This window comes from uncultured Turicibacter sp., assembly GCF_938044715.1.
Classification (GTDB): domain Bacteria; phylum Bacillota_I; class Bacilli_A; order MOL361; family Turicibacteraceae; genus Turicibacter; species Turicibacter sanguinis.
Genome location: NZ_CALIOS010000024.1, coordinates 14586 through 30896 on the forward strand (window position 1 = coordinate 14586; position 16311 = coordinate 30896).

At 35.9% G+C, this 16311-nt stretch carries 16 protein-coding genes; all 16 read right to left on the bottom strand.

The window, feature by feature from the left end; all coding sequences use genetic code 11:
* Positions 1-275: 275 nt before the first annotated feature.
* Complete coding sequence (gene gnpA, locus QWC74_RS02510) at positions 276-2426, bottom strand: 1,3-beta-galactosyl-N-acetylhexosamine phosphorylase (protein WP_155222901.1); 2151 nt, start codon at positions 2424-2426, stop codon at positions 276-278.
* 15 nt (positions 2427-2441) lie between these two features.
* Entirely contained in the window at positions 2442-3272 is an 831-nt protein-coding gene (locus tag QWC74_RS02515) for a carbohydrate ABC transporter permease (RefSeq protein ID WP_006783567.1), read from the bottom strand.
* 14 nt (positions 3273-3286) lie between these two features.
* Complete coding sequence (locus QWC74_RS02520) at positions 3287-4243, bottom strand: carbohydrate ABC transporter permease (RefSeq protein ID WP_006783566.1); 957 nt, start codon at positions 4241-4243, stop codon at positions 3287-3289.
* Between the two features lie 161 nt (positions 4244-4404).
* Positions 4405-4644 carry a hypothetical protein gene (locus tag QWC74_RS02525; protein WP_006783565.1) on the bottom strand — a complete coding sequence of 80 codons (240 nt, stop codon included), beginning with the start codon at positions 4642-4644 and terminating at the stop codon, positions 4405-4407.
* Positions 4645-4777: 133 nt separating this feature from the next.
* The gene (locus QWC74_RS02530; RefSeq protein ID WP_129821420.1) at positions 4778-4903 is read right to left on the bottom strand and encodes a DUF2812 domain-containing protein; all 126 of its coding nucleotides are present in this window, start codon (positions 4901-4903) and stop codon (positions 4778-4780) included.
* A 25-nt stretch (positions 4904-4928) separates the two neighbouring features.
* Positions 4929-5114, bottom strand: coding sequence for a hypothetical protein (locus QWC74_RS02535; RefSeq protein WP_006783563.1), 186 nt, complete (start codon positions 5112-5114; stop codon positions 4929-4931).
* Positions 5115-5532: 418 nt separating this feature from the next.
* Positions 5533-5682: a hypothetical protein gene (locus QWC74_RS02540; protein WP_009606742.1), complete on the bottom strand. Its 150-nt coding sequence runs from the start codon at positions 5680-5682 to the stop codon at positions 5533-5535.
* Positions 5683-5752: 70 nt separating this feature from the next.
* On the bottom strand, positions 5753-6016 hold the full coding sequence (locus tag QWC74_RS02545; protein ID WP_006783561.1) for a hypothetical protein: 264 nt from the start codon (positions 6014-6016) through the stop codon (positions 5753-5755).
* Positions 6017-6138: 122 nt separating this feature from the next.
* Complete coding sequence (locus QWC74_RS02550; protein WP_006783560.1) at positions 6139-7806, bottom strand: hypothetical protein; 1668 nt, start codon at positions 7804-7806, stop codon at positions 6139-6141.
* 124 nt (positions 7807-7930) lie between these two features.
* A complete protein-coding gene (locus tag QWC74_RS02555; RefSeq protein WP_229098559.1) occupies positions 7931-8329 on the bottom strand; it encodes a hypothetical protein in 399 nt (132 codons plus the stop codon).
* A gap of 155 nt (positions 8330-8484) precedes the next feature.
* On the bottom strand, positions 8485-9882 hold the full coding sequence (locus tag QWC74_RS02560; RefSeq protein ID WP_288993895.1) for a carbohydrate ABC transporter substrate-binding protein: 1398 nt from the start codon (positions 9880-9882) through the stop codon (positions 8485-8487).
* Positions 9883-9972: 90 nt separating this feature from the next.
* The gene (locus QWC74_RS02565) at positions 9973-11208 is read right to left on the bottom strand and encodes a response regulator (protein ID WP_006783557.1); all 1236 of its coding nucleotides are present in this window, start codon (positions 11206-11208) and stop codon (positions 9973-9975) included.
* Positions 11209-11224: 16 nt separating this feature from the next.
* Positions 11225-12994: a sensor histidine kinase gene (locus QWC74_RS02570; RefSeq protein ID WP_006783556.1), complete on the bottom strand. Its 1770-nt coding sequence runs from the start codon at positions 12992-12994 to the stop codon at positions 11225-11227.
* 137 nt (positions 12995-13131) lie between these two features.
* A complete protein-coding gene (locus tag QWC74_RS02575) occupies positions 13132-14001 on the bottom strand; it encodes a tagatose bisphosphate family class II aldolase (protein WP_006783555.1) in 870 nt (289 codons plus the stop codon).
* A complete protein-coding gene (locus QWC74_RS02580) occupies positions 13995-15161 on the bottom strand; it encodes an SIS domain-containing protein (protein WP_006783554.1) in 1167 nt (388 codons plus the stop codon). The genes QWC74_RS02575 and QWC74_RS02580 overlap by 7 nt, the downstream gene beginning before the upstream one ends.
* A 174-nt stretch (positions 15162-15335) precedes the next feature.
* On the bottom strand, positions 15336-16259 hold the full coding sequence (locus QWC74_RS02585) for a phosphotransferase enzyme family protein (protein ID WP_006783553.1): 924 nt from the start codon (positions 16257-16259) through the stop codon (positions 15336-15338).
* Between the last annotated feature and the right edge of the window lie 52 nt (positions 16260-16311).

Below are 16311 nucleotides of genomic sequence, written 5' to 3' on the forward strand. Positions count from 1 at the left end.
TAATATCAAAAAAATTAAATTCATAAAAGATCATATACTCTAATCAATTAACACTATCTAGTATTTAGGGTATTATCTAAAAAACAAGACTCTTTTCATTAGAGGGGTTCATTTTTACTAGATTAATTAGGACGTACGATCTCTAAAGCTTTATTAATCCCTTAACAGTAATTGATGATGCTAAAGTTTTTGATCCCCCTTAAAAAATGGCCATAAAGGTTTTTCCTTTTACTCTATTCATTTAAAAGCGATATCCTTTTAGATATCGCTTTTTACTATTCAACGTCTAACCAAATTAAATCCATTTCATTTAATGTAACACGATGCTTCACTTCTCCACGCACATAAATTTGTGCCTCTTGAACCTCAAAGCTATTATTGTATACCGCTAGCTTTTTCACTTCAGGGAAGTAAGTACACTCCACTTCACAGCTATCCACATAATAAGTCATTAGTTCTGATTCTTGATGAGCCGCATAATAAATCGCACGTTGTAAAAGTCTTGCATTTTGAGCGCTATAAGGTAACCCTGCGATGTAAACGCCACGTCCGCGTCCATACTCATTGACTGATAATAAAATATCATTTTGATCCATCGCTAAAATCGTCGTATGTTCACCTTTTTTAAATACGCCCCTCATCCCACGACCAAAATCAATCTCCGTCTTTATATCCTCAAGAATGAAATGTTCCTTTGTTAACTCATGATACTTACGATAGCTAAGTCCATACGTAATATCTTTATCAACTCCGAGTACATCGAACAATTGGAAGTACTTCCCTTGATGTTGAATAGCTGTTGGTTCTCCAATTCCGATAAATCCACCCCCATTATAAACCCACTCACGAATCGTTGTAATCACTGTTTCATCTAACCAATTTTCACCACCACTCCAAGCCGTCATCGCATCTCCAGAGTTAATCATAATCCCGATCTCCTCAGAAATTCCATTCTGCTTAATATCCTCAAAATTAATAAACTCCACGTCAAACGTCATCCCCGACAATGCCTCAAGTACTCCAACATACGAATAAATCTCTTTATACCAAAGCGCATGCGCGACTTGATTTGTTTGCCAAGAACGAAGTTTACCAAAGCAATTTAAAATCGCCACTTTAAAGGGAGCCTTATATCCTTTCGTACCTTGCACCATTTCATGAAACGTATGAAACTCATTTGAAATTCGCTCCACCACGTCAACAAACTCAGGGAACTGTAAAGCCAGTGACAGATACCCACCATATCCAATCCGATCAAGAGAGCTTTGCATAATGGCACGTCGTCCTTGGATCCAGTTTTCCTTCGCTTCAGTAACAGGATCCCCCTCTTCACAAAATACATCAGGGAAGAAATAAGGTAAGAAACGTCCTTCTGTATACTTGACGCCTGGAATATCAGAAATCATACGAAGTGTGGTTCCATTTCCAACTGATCCAACCACTGAATCAATGCCTATCGCTTCAAAATATTTTCCATAAGGCTCTGTTCCAATCCAGTTATCACCTAAAAACATCATGGCTTCTTTTTTATGATCATGCGTCATATCCACGAGGACCTTCGCCTCACGACACACAAACTCCGATTGAAAATCTAAAAAGTCTAAAAACTCTTTAGTTGGAATTCGGAATGGATTATTAAAATATCCTTCATCTACGACATATTCAGCTTTTAAGGGATATCCTTTAGCTTTTTCAAATGCTTGAATGGCTTCGTGGCTAAGTGTTGAACTATAACCGAACCAATCCACAAACTTTTCTTTTTTCATTTCATTATAAATGAGTGTAAAATGATAGAAAAACGTTGTAAACCGAACCACATCTACTTCAGGATGCTCGCTTAACCACTCATTTAAATAGCCTTTAATATGGGAATTCGTCAGAGGATGTCTCATATCATACGGTATTTCATGCTCACGATCCCCCCAATCATTCGTTAAATGATTGTACATTTGAGTTGGATCCCAAATTTGATACATTAAGAAGTTAACCGTGTACTCATGATAAAGAATAGCATCAACTAATACAACAACTTCTTTTTCATCATCATAAAACCACTTCTCATGACCGACTTCCTTACCCGTTGTTCGGTCAATGACTTGCCAATAACGATGATAATCTTTGGGATTGACTTTAAATTGTTCTTTAAAAATTCCTTTCATCAGATCAATGATTAAATACTTATGAAAAGCAATCGTTGGTTCACTCATCATATAAAGTTGTTGTAATTCTTCTTTGTGATCTTTTGCCCACTGTTGGTCATTACGTGTTGTTAAGTACGTTTTATACACTTTTAAACCAAGTTCTAAAATACGATCATCTAGTTTTGTTCCATCTGAATCTCGAATCGCATCGGCATGCCAACGCGTCATCACCTCTCTTAATCTTTCATATTCTACGTTATCAATTGGTAATGTAAATCCTGACATTTAAATTCCCCTTTCTTATCCTTTAATTCCACCGACATTAACACCTTCAGTTAATTTTTCATTTAAAATCGCATAGATAATCACAATTGGAATTAATACAATGACCATCCCCGCAAATAAAGCTCCCCAGTCTGTTGAGAATCGTTGAACTTCCATTAAATTTTGAAGCCCAATTGGTAACGTCTTTTTGGCGTCATCTAAAATAAACGTAAATGCCATCAGGAACTCGTTCCAATAAGCCATAAAGTTAAAAATAACAATTGTGACGATTCCTGGTTGAATGAGTGGCATAATCACTTTCGTCATGATTTGGAAACGATTGGCTCCATCCATCACTGCTGCTTCTTCATAACTTCTTGACACACCTCGAATAAAGCTTGATAACAAGAAAATCGTAAATGGCAAACTTGAAGTCGCATAAATAAGGGCTAAAACGACTAAGTTATCAAGTAAATTTAAATCTTTTAATAATGAGAATAATGGAACTAACACATACGTTGCTTGAATAAATAAACCAGCGCTAAATACAAACATTATGAATTTTGAAGCAAAGAATCGATAGCGTGACAAACAGTAAGCAGCCGGTACGGCTAAGCAAAGTGAGAATAAAACCCCCATGACACTCACCAAAATGGAGTTAAAAAAATACGACCCCATGTTGGCGGTTGACCAAGCATTCGCATAATTTTCAATATGAAGTGACGCTGGAAGCGCCCAAACATCCCCGAAAAATTCCTGTGTCGTTTTAAACGATTGAACAATAGTCCATCCGAGTGGAATAATAATTAAAATTGACACCAACCATAAAATCAATCGAAGTACTGTTCCCGATAAAAACTTTTTCATCGTTACACCTCCCCTTAAAATTCAATCGCATCTTTATCTGTTAATTTTTGAATCATGAATGACAACGTAATCGCTAAAATAAACACCACCACTGCAATCGCCATCGCATAACCGTAATTCGCATTCGAGAACGCCTGTGAATACATGTAAGTCAGTGGAACTTGTGAGGCATTATTCGGTCCACCACTTGTCATTACCGTCACAAATGTGAACGTTAAGTTAAATGCCCCTGTAATAAAGAACACTAAGGTGACACGTAAGATTTGCCAAAGTAAAGGAAGCGTGATTTTGAAAAATTGGACGCGTTTGCTAGCACCATCAATATCAGCCGCTTCATATAAATCGACTGGAATTTGATTAATCCCTGCAATATACATCACCATGTAATAACCCGTGGCTTGCCAAACCATCGTCGCAACTAAGCACCACAGTACGGTGCTCTTTTGTCCAAGCCACGTCTGCTTTAAGACCTCAAATCCCACCACATCTAAAAATCCATTAAGTAATCCTAAATTATAGTCGTATAAATAAAGGAATAACACCCCAATCACAACCATTGATAAAATATTAGGAAAGAAAATAATCATTTTAAAAAACTTCTGCTCAAACTGATGAAGTCTTCCCTGAGTTAACATTACTGCAAATAACATGGCGAGCACCATTGTCATTAATGGGAAGAATACCAGTACAAACACCATGTTTTTCATAGCAGTGAGAAAGATTGGATCCGCAAATAACGTTTGAAAATTTTTTAGCCCGATAAACGTTGCTTCCCCCCCGAGTCCACTATATTGATAAAAAGACATCATAAATCCTTTTGCCATCGGATATAAAATAAATAAACTAAATAACAACACAGCAGGTAAAACACAAACCGCAATAAACAACCGATCTTTCCCTTTACGGCTCATCCCTTTTTCTTTTTGTGTCCCCCCAACTTTCATTGCTTTTGATTTTTTTAAAGCCTCCAAGACACTCCCATCCCTTCTTAATCTTGATTTATAATACACCCCTATTTTAACAAGCAATGTAAGCGATTAAAATTTATTATATTGACGTTCATATGGACAAATTTGTCCCCACTAAAAAAAGTGACTTCATGGTGAAGTCACTTTTACGATTCTTAAATTTTTTATTGTTTTTTATAAACTCTACGTTCACGCTTAAACAACCGAACCAATTTTAATAAATATAGGATAAATCCAACTGACACGAAGTTGAGCAGTAAGTGATTGCCAAGATTCATCATCAGCGTGATCGTTAATAACCCCCCCGCTACAATGTATGCATTACAAATTGTTTTGACATATAGAATAAAATCTTCATAATCTGTCTGTAACTTAAATGCTTTTTCATCCTGATGTTTTTTCACGCAAACGAACTTCCCCAATCGAGTACTTGCCAAGATTCAAGTTTTTAGTGAAAACCTTCATGCCTAGTCCCTCTAAAAATGCTTCATACTCTTTTAACTCAGCGAACGACTTATCTGCTACAAAGTCTACCTCCTAACAGACAGCTCCTCGTTGACAGGCTTCAAATTTATAACCCCAACGACTCGTCTTAACTAATTTCCATCCTTCTTCTGCCATTTTATTCAACCAATCTTCTTGTGGTTCAAACGGATTCAACAAGATTTTATATACTTTTTTACTTATTCTACTCTCTACCCTTCATGATTTTTTTCGCTGTGTGGTAAAGTGATTCTAGACGATTCAATTCTTGCACTGCAATTTTTCGTTCAAGTTCAGTGATGATGTATACCTTCTTTCGTAAGGATTCACCGTCATCTAAAGCTTCTTGAATCCATCCTTTTTTATCTAATGTTTTAATCGCCCCGTACAAGGTTTACGCTCCCAAAACTAAACGTCCCTCTGTTCGTTCTTCAATAAATTGCATCATTCCATAACCGTGATTCGGCTCAAACACAGCTAATAAAATAAAAAAGGTTGTTTCCGTTAAGGCTCACCCTTTCACATAATATCGCATCCCTATCCTCCCCTATTCTGTTTACTGTAATAAAACCACATCACTAAATGGAATAGTTTACTATTTTGAAAATAAAAGATTACAAATAGATAGAAATAACAACCTTAAATAGGCATAATTAGTGGCAATTCTCATTCAAGCTATTTTAAAATACTATCAAAATCGTGTTTATTTAGGAGCAAAACAAACTAAATATAAATCACTCATCACCCGCTTAACAGGGGCGCTTATTTCATTTTAACGTTAAAATGAAATAAAAAACGACAAGTTCATCTTAAACTTGTCGTTTTTTTGGATATTGCTCAACTTCTTCCTCATCTGTTGCCTGTCCTTTTTTATATAAAACTCCAAAAATTGATAATCCGATTAATCCTCCCCATATTAATACTTGTACAAGTGTCATAATGAGTTGCTGATATTCCATCAATCCCACTCCTTCCACTTCTTATTATTCCAAATTAATCTATTTTTATACAATAAATCCCTTATTCGTTTTATTCACCATATCTCACAACTGTAAATAAAACCCATCCAAATACCGCTAAAATAAATGAACAAATCATCGATACTCCTACTTCACTATTTAAATAGTATGAACCACATCGCACATATTCTATCACACGCCAAACACTGACTCCACTCATCAAAAAGGGTAACAAAAGTCCCCAAAATACTTGTTTTTGCTTGGACAAATAAATCACTAATCCAATATACACATTCAGTCCTAAAATTAATCCTAATGCATACAAAATATCCATTGTTAACCCCCCTTTTTTAAACCCCTTACATTACATATATATTCACCTCCCCCCAATCTATTGACACAAAGACGACATGATTCCATAAAAAAAGTTGCCTGGCCCTGACCAGACAACTCAAATTATTTCATTGGTACGCTTAAAATAAACTTCACTAAATCACCATCATCCACCATTTCAAAACATCCCTCTTGATTTTCAAGCGTCATCTGGATCCATGTCACTAACTCTGAGGAAATCTTTGCTTCATGACTCGTCACATAACGTAACGTCATCTGCACGAACTCATTCATCTCGTCTACTTCTAAATAAACACGAGAATTTGCTAAAGCATCAGTGGCAATCGTCGTAAATAATTGTTCCATCACGGAAGATAACTGATTTTGATGAGCTAAGACCGTCACTGAAGACGTCGGCAGTTTAGTTTTTAATTCAAACTCATTAAATGATTCTGGCATCTTAGCTAAAACATCTGCCATTAACTTCGAAAAATTAACTTCTGTTTTCATACTTTGACTTTCACTTAAATGAAGTAGCAACTGGAGTTCTTCCTGAACTGACTTCATTTCTTCAAGTAATGCCACATCAGTCTCACAAGACATCGCTTCTTGAAGCTGATGTTGTAAGTTCGAAAGACGATGACTTAAAGAAGACACCCTTTCCTTCATCAAAGCAAACGCAGGAGATTCCTGATACACGACTCGTTCCTCAATCACAGTTTCAACGTCTGATGTCTTTTTGAACAAACCAAACAGCTGGCCAATCATCGTATGGCGGCGTAACATTTTCCAAGGACCAATGATAAAGAACTCTTTCACATAAAGCGCATGAATGGCTATGACAGCAATAAAAGCACTCCAACAGAACACATTCATTAAATGAACAATTCCCGCTACATAATCGGTATTAACACTCCACTGCACTATCTCAGCTAATGCGCCAGTTTGCGTCGCAATGATTAAAAATGGTGCCCCCATGATGGCAAAGCAAGTTGCAATCACAAATAAAAATCTAACTTCAAGTGGTACAAATAATAATCCCTTAACTAATCCTGATTCTTTAATCCATCTAAAGGGTAAAACAAAAATAACTAAAATCGTCACCAGCGCCATCACGATTAAATAAGGAATGCTAACCATCACATAATTCTCCATCCCAAAATCATTTAACTCGTAATAAATCGGTCCATTCATCGGTAAATCCTGTGGAACTCCAAAGACAAACGTCATATTTTTAATATCATATTGGTGGTCATAATATGAGTCAAACTCTTGCTGCATTAAACGTTCAAAATCAAAACGATCCGCCCCGTAAACGTCACCAATTGATACATTCCCTTCCGAATCAAACGTTACGGTTGTCACAAACTGATAACGTGATTGTAATTCATTCCATAACAACTCGTCTGATGTCGTCACTAACTGCTTTAATAGATCAGCTTCACGTGCCTCCTCATGTGATCCATCTGTATTCACAGCGTAATAATCTAATTCAGCCGGATAGCGGTCTAACGTATATTCCCAATATGATAACTCATCATAAAAATTCCCCTCATTCGTTCCTGTTTCATCACCCGATATCTCTTGAAATTCGTATGCAAGATACAAACTACTATTTGCCAATCGCCTAATAAATTGATAGCTTTCAAAATATGGCGTTTGCATTTTTTTAACTTGCTCTGTCATCTTCGGATACTGAATATATACAAAATTTCCACCCGAAATAATCAATCCGGTCATCAAGAGATAACCAAGTCCCCGCTTCAGACTATTTAAAATAGTTGAGCTCATACTCAACACCACCTTTCCTTAAAATCATGATGTCATTATAACTAATAAATCTTAAAAAAAGGTCAGGTGAATTCTTAATTTTTTCTTAAGATGAAAAAACAGCGAAAAATAATTCGCTGTTATCTTACTTATTATCTAACGACTCAACAAACTCATAAGGCGTCATCCCACTATACTTCACCTCAAAACATTCCACTCCACGCCAAACATGACGCGAATCATTGCCGTTAAAAGAAATCATTTGCACCACTTCATCATCTTTATACAACACATAATAACTAGACTGCACCAAATACATGTCTCGATCGGCTATCCGTCTCCCTAACTTTCCACTGCGAAGAATCCTCATCATTCCTCTAAGCTCATCAGGTTCTGTGATTGTGATCACCTCTGTACGAGACACGTCCTCATCACTTGCCAACAACACCTCAATCTTATCCACCTCATCAACTTGCAACAAATTAAACTGCTCCTGACAACCTATCAAACCCAAAAAGCACAACAACACAATCCATCTCTTCAAGCAACATCCCCCCTCCTACTATCATTTTAATCATATCATTCGACAAATATGAACCTTAAAATAAAAAAGAACGTTGCTAGAAAAAATCTCTACTAAAAAATAAGCTTTCCTAAAAAAAACCACTCTCAACTATTGAGAATGGTTTTTCATTAGAATTATTCTTGGCTTTCGCGTACTTTATCTGAAGCAACCTCTAGATTAGCAGCCCAATCAGATGCTGTTAACTCTTTATTCATAATTGAACTAATCGGTTGGAACACTTCATTTTTCATATTAATTTCAGTATTAGTCGCCACTTCAAATCCAACCATAATTGGCAACACATCTGATTCATCAAAAATTTTAAAACTACTATAGTTAGATGCTGGAACATATTCTTTAGCCATTTCCACTGCACCTTCAATTGGAACAACTGCATGATTCAACTCGGCATTTAATGCAACAATTTCATCTTTATATAAATAACGCATGAACTCTTTTGCTAATTCAACATTAGCAGCATCAGATGGAATATACATTTCTTCAATCCCGGTCGCAACATAGCGAGTATCTCCTTCATTAAACACTGGAGATGTCATGAATCCCCATTCCCAACCTTCTTGAATGGCATCTTTCATTTCATCTTCATACCAGTTACCATTTGGCAAGAATAGAGCACTACCTTTTAAATGTTCGGTTTGTGCTTGGGTATGATTCATGGCAACCGTCCCTTTTAATAAATAATCACCTTCAGCAATTTGTTGGAAAATTTCTAGAGCTTTTACGACATTTTCATCTTCCCATGCTCCATCAGCATAAGAGAAAATATTCTCAACTGCTTCTGTGCCTGCTGCTCCCGCAATGGCTGGCCATACAATGGATTCATTATATCCTGGATACATCCCTTGGTATGTAAATAAGCTTAATCCTTCTAATGCAGCAGCATCTCCTAAAGCAAAGAACTCATCCCAAGTATTTGGAGCTTCCCATCCTTTTTCTGCAAATAATGCACTGTTATTCCAAAGGCCTGTTACATTGTAATAAAGGGGAGCTAAATAAACGGTTCCATCTCCATAAGGGGCTGTTAATTTATTATCTAAGAATCCTGGTAACATTTTATCTTTAATTGGTGTTGATTCCCCAGGTGCTGGTTGTGAAAATACGTCACTTAAATCTGCTAACTTTTTGTCTTTAATTAACGCTTGTGCAACACCTGATTCATTTGTTGAGGCAAAATAAATGAAATCTGGAGCATTTCCAGCCGCTAATTGAGGACGAATCACATCTCCGATTTTTGGACTTGCAGTTAACTCAACGGTTACATCTGGATAATCGGCTTCAAAACGTTTGGCAACTTCTTCCCAAAACGCTTTACCATAGCCCCCTTCAAATACTGCGACTTTTAAAACTTCTTGCTTCTCATCTGTTGATGTTGTTTCCTCTTGTGTTGGTGTTTGCTCTGATGTTTCTCCCTCAGGTTTTGTCGTCGTTGCATCGTTTGATCCTGAACATCCGACTAACAATAATGACATCATCAAACTAGCAGATAATGCACCCAATAGCTTTTTCTTCATTTCTAAATCCCCCTTATTTAAGATAGATTAAAATCGCTTACATCATTATTCTAAGATTAATCCCCAAAAATTAAAATAACTTAAACTGACTTAGAAATGGACTTTTTTGACCCGTTCTTGATACTCGGTGGGATTTTCTCCACAAAACTTCTTAAACACACGATTAAAATAAAGTTGATCCTTAATTCCAACTAACTGCGCAACTTCTTTCACTTTTATGTCACGTTTTTTTAGTAACTGCTTTGCCTTAGAAATTCTTAGTTCATTCAAATAATTATTCAGCGTTTTATGTGTTTCAATCTTAAAAATACGACTCAAATAGGCCTCATTCAAACACGCATAATCTGCTAGTTCCTGAAGTGTAATTCGTTCGACATAATGTTCATGAATATACGCAAGGACCAATTGGACCTCAGGTCGATAATGGGCCAACTCCTCATCAGAAATAAGGGAAATCTGTTGATCCGGTCTTACTTGATCTTGAAATAGCTTCGTACAAGCAGCCAACTTAACTCTCGAATCAATCACGACTCGTTTTGAAGCTTGTAAATCGGTATTTAAATAATTACGAACACTTCTCACAACCTTAATCCAACGATCGGTTATAATCAGATCTTCTAACACTTCTCGCTCATATAAAATAATAAGTACTTTCTCATGATTAATATGGACCACATCAAAATCAAATCCCCTAAATTGCTCCCTAATAATGGCATCAATATACGGAAATTGATCATCTTCAATCTTGTCATTTTCTTTCACTCTTAAGCGATATAAACTCAGTTGCGGTTCAAATAAATGATACATCTTCACATACCGATCAAGTTCATCCTCACTATAATAAATGTCCCCTTTTAAAACGGTTGTTAAAAAACTTTTTCTCCCTATTTTAAAATGATGAACCTCATTTTTTTCATCTTCTTCTAATTTACGTTTTTTTAACTGCTTCTCATTCAATTCAACTTTAATCTGTTTAATTAAGTTAATTAAATCCTCTGTTCGTAAATTAATCTTAATAAAATAATCCATTGCCCCTAATTTCATCGCCTGACGGACCAAATCATAATCGCTATGATTGCTCAATACAATCACCTTAGTTTCCATATTTCTTGCCTTCATTTCTGCCATTAATTCTATGCCGTTCATTTTTGGCATTTTTAAGTCTGTTAAGACAACGTCAACCTGATTGTTTTTTAAGAATGCAAGTGCCTCTGCTCCATTTTTGCAAACCCCAACCACCTTACATCCTTCTTCTTGCCAATTTATTACACTTTGTAAATAAATCCTTACAATTTGTTCATCATCAACAATTAAAATATTTAACATGACTAGCCCCCCCCAATTATAACTGCTTAGGTATTTTAATAACTACTGTCGTGCCTTCATTTAAACGACTTAAAATCTTAATATCTCCCTCTGATTGATAACAAAGATTAATTCGTTCAATGACATTAATCATTCCAATTGAAGATAATTTTCCGTCTAACTTCTCCTTCGACTTCTTCTCTAACACCTTTTCTACATCAAATCCTGCTCCATTATCTTCAACATATAAATAAATCCAATTGAGCATATCTCGCACCTTAATCGTAATTTTTAAATCCTCTTCCTCATTCAAACCATGCAATAAACTATTTTCAACGATGGGCTGCAAGATAAAACGTGTAATTTTATAATCTAAACAATCTACTTCAATATCCACCGTAAAATGAAACGTATCTCCATAACGATTTCTTTGAATCGTCATATAATCCTCTACATTTTGAAGTTCTTGACTAATTGGAATCAATTCATTGGTATCACTAATCGTTGCCTGCAACAATCGACTTAAAGCCCCAATCGTATTGCTAATGGTCTTAACATTCGACATTTCTGCCATCCACTTTATTGAATTTAACGTATTAAATAAAAAGTGTGGGTTAATCTGAGCCTGTAACATTTTAAGTTCAAGTCGCCTTTGACTTTCATTCGTCTCATTCATATCTGAAATCAAATCTTTAATAAATTGAATCATAATATTAAACTCTTTGTACAAATACGTCATCTCGTCATTTCCATCCTCACGTTGAGGGTCTGTCAGTTCAATCGTATTTATACTTTTCATCGTCATAATCAATCGATTCAACGGTCTAATAATACTTTGCCACAGCAAAAACGAAATCAAAGTTACGATGACAATCAAAACTATAATGCCAATTAAAAGTGACTTTACCACTTTTAAAACTTCACTTAAAATATACGTATTTGGTGTACTTGAAATCAAATACCAATCATTATAACTGACATACTTGTAACTCACGAGGTTATAAGTAAACATCTTAGTTCCCTTATAATCCCCCTTCAAATAGCATTGCTTCAAAAACTCATCTAAATCAAAATGAGTGGGTTGCCCAATCGAGGTTACCACATCCCCCTCTAAATCAAGCAACATCAAACCACCTACACCACTAATCATCCCTTTTTCTAAAATATTTTGCATCCTTATCTCATCAATCGCAATGAATAAATATCCCATCGGTGTATGCGGATTGCCATTGGTTATCTTCAAAATAATACCGATATATCGTCCATCTCGACTATAAAAACTTTTCTTCAGAGATGATTTTCCACTCTCTTCAAGTTCTTCGATACAGTTAATCATGAAATCCGTATTAACATATCGATAACCTTGAGCATATAAAAAATCCTTATTTACATTCAAAATTGAAATATCCGCCGCTAACGTCAACAAAGAATAATTTTGTGAGATGATTTGTTCGACTTCACGTATAAATTGAACTTGCTCATTAAGAGTCATCCCCTCTGATTTTTGAAGCCCTTGGCGAATCGTGGATGAAAACAAAAGTTGCGTTCCAAAACTTTCAACATCTTGAATAAATAAGGATAAATTATCTGCTAAAATCTCATTCGTACTCTCAATATGATTCACATAATTAGAACGAATCGATCCATAAATGATATGGATTGAAATACTGCCAATCATCACAATCGGCGCAATTGAGACTAATAACATAACTGTTATCAACCGCTTATAAATACTAAACTTTCGAAACAAAAGTTCAAGTTTCTCTCTGACAATATAATATTGCCTTCCCCATTCTAACTTTTTCATTCGACTCCCCTCTTTTAGTAGCGCTTTCTTTATTTTATCATAACCTGCACAAATTTTCCATTTTATTACCTTAGTCTTTACTAAAAGAATGACATAAAAAAAAGAGCACAACTCATTGTATGCTCTTTTTAATCTATTTAACCTACATTTTTAGTAACCTCTTCTAAATTTGAACCACACATGGCGATTTTTGTCGCCACTAACTCACCCATTTTTTCTTTGGCAGGTAAGAAATAATAGCGTGGGTCCGTCGCATCGGGATGCTCATTAAAATAAATCTTTAAACTTTCACTGAAAATATTTTTAAGCTCTGTTGCGACATTCACTTTACAAATTCCTAAATTAATCGCCTCTTGAACCATCTCTGTTGGAACACCTGATGCCCCATGTAACACAAGTGGAATATCAATGACCTGACGAATTTGTGCTAATCGTTTAAAATCTAGTTTAGGTGTGCTTTTATACATTCCATGAGCCGTTCCAATCGCAACTGCTAACGAGTCAATCCCTGTTTCACGAACAAAAATCTGTGCTTCTTTAGGATCAGTTAAGAACGCATCTGCGTCCTCTACCACTAAATCATCTTCACGTCCTCCAAGCTTTCCAAGCTCTGCTTCAACTGTGGCTCCATATTTTTTAGCAAAATTAACAACATCACGTACAATCTCAATATTTTCTTCAAACGGATGCTTTGAGGCATCAATCATAACTGAACGACACCCAAGTTCAATTAACGCTTTAATATCCTCCACATTCTCATGATGATCTAAATGAAACGTAATTGGCACATTGACTTTCTTCGCCATCGCTTCTGTAATCGCGATTAAATTTTCGCCTCCTGCATATTTCACTGTTCCAGGAGTTGCCGCTAAAATAACCGGTGAATGCAAACGATTCGCTGTTTCAACAACTGTTTGGATGGTCTCTAAATTATGGATATTAAAGGCTGGAATGGCATAACCATGGCGTTGTGCCTCGATTAACATTTCTTTCGTATTTATTAACATCCTTTTTCCTCCTTAAATTGATAAATCGTAACTCCTTTTACCACGCGATTAACCTCTCCCGTCGGACAAGGATTATCAGGCGTAATCCCTAAACTTAACGACTTCTTAAGAGCCAAAATTTGTCCAAATGCTAAATACTGCATTCCTAAAATCACATTATTTTTAATCGCACGTCCGAAATAAACAGAATCATCAGCCACGTGATCATTACATAACACCAACACTTTATTTTCCTTACGTTCTGATAACAACTCGCGGATTAAATCTTCATCATAGTATTTTGGATAAGTTTGATTATTTTTAAGCACTACTATCAACGTTTTATCATTAATGACTGATTTAGGTCCATGTCTAAATCCTAGTGGTGTATCGTAATTTGCATTGACAATTCCAGCTGTTAACTCAAGTGTCTTTAATGCCATCTCACGTGCAATACCTTTAAGTGGTCCTGATCCTAAGAAAATTAAACGATCATAGTCATATGTTAAAATCTCATTAAATAAGTCCGTATTATTAAATAAATCAAGTAAATTTTCTCTCACATTAAATAAATCAGTTTGTAAATTATGTAATGTCTTCAAATTAAAAATCGCAATATTCGTTAAAATCATTGACGTGCAACTACTTGTCATTGCAAAACTCATATCATTTGTCTCATCAGGCATTAACAATAATAATGAGCCCTCATCCTCGCTTGCAAACTGAGCTAATTTTCCCTCTTTATTACAGGTAATGACAATTTGATACAAGTTGCGCACTAATTGTTTGGCTAACTGAACGGTTGCTACACTCTCAGGACTATTTCCAGAACGAGCATAAGAAATTAATAACGTTGGTTTTTCAGGCGACAAATAGCCAAATGGATTTGCCACAATATCTGTTGTTGCAATCGCACGAACAGACTTTTTAGTTAACTGATGTAAATAGGGCTCTACGACCTCACCAGCAAAAGCTGATGTTCCTGCTCCTGTTAAAATAATCTCTAAATCCTCATGCTCTAACACCTGATCTAAGAAACTTTGAATGACCTCTTTATGAGTTGAAATTTGGTGTAAGACTTTTAACCACACATCAGGCTGCTGATGAATTTCTTTCGCCGTATAAATTCCATTCCACGCTTCTAGATTCGACTGTTCATACCCTAAAATTTTTTCTTCCATCTCAACTCTCCTTCCAAACTTTACCTTCCCCTTTATTGTAATCGCTAAACATTTAACTTTATATAGACAAAATTGACTCCTATATAGATAAAAAAAGATAGCCATTCCTAAAGGTTAGGCTAAAATGAACTCACACTTCACTATATGAAAAAAATAGGAGTACTATGCGCACTCCTATCTTAAATATTCCATTAAAAGGCCCCCATGATCAACTAACCACTGATGTTGCTTTTGTAAGGATAAGAGCTGTTTTTGTAAAAAAAGCTCGCTCTCAATAGCCTCTGTTTCAATCCCACGCTCATGACGCTCTAAAAAATGAAGCATCACATCTAATCTTCTCAGCCTAATCAACCATGGAATCATTAAAATCTCCGCTTCAGTTAATGAAACCACTGACTTATACCCCTCACAAAATGCCTTTAATCCATTAAAATAATCATCCTCTTGCAATAACTCCGATAAACAAATCGCTACTTCCATCGCTCTTAAATCCCATGTTACAAACTCAAAATCCAAAATGGCACATGGCATCCCCAAATCATCCATTAGCATATTCGAACAATTAATATCCCCATGAATCAACTGATGAGGTAACGCCTTAAATTGCGCCATCAATCCCTTCACTTCTTCTAACAACTCCTGTACCAACCCGGTTGCCTTCACCATAGGATACGATTTCTCAAGCTCATAATATGGCAAATACTCTCCCTCACCTACAAATACATCCCGTAGCTTCACACTCAGTTGTCCCACCATTTTTCCATACGCAACATACTGATCAATACGCTCTAACTTTAAATTCTGACCCTTCTTAAACTCAAACACAACCGCTAATTTCTCCCCCACCTTAGCCATCGTTTGACCATCCTTCGTCAAAACAATTCGAGGAACTGGCAACACTTGAAGCTGATCAAGCACTGCCTGTTCAACCAAAATCCTCGAAACATCCGCATGATTTTGATACACCCGCATCACATATTCTCCACTCTCCTGGCGAATGAACCTTGTCAGATTATTCATGCCAGATGAACCATGCAAAATCTCACACTTTCCATCAAAATATAACGTTAACGTTTTTAATAGCTGTTGTGTCTCCATCTCTAAACCTCCTAAACTACTGCTATTATATCACTTCTAAGAATATCTCCTC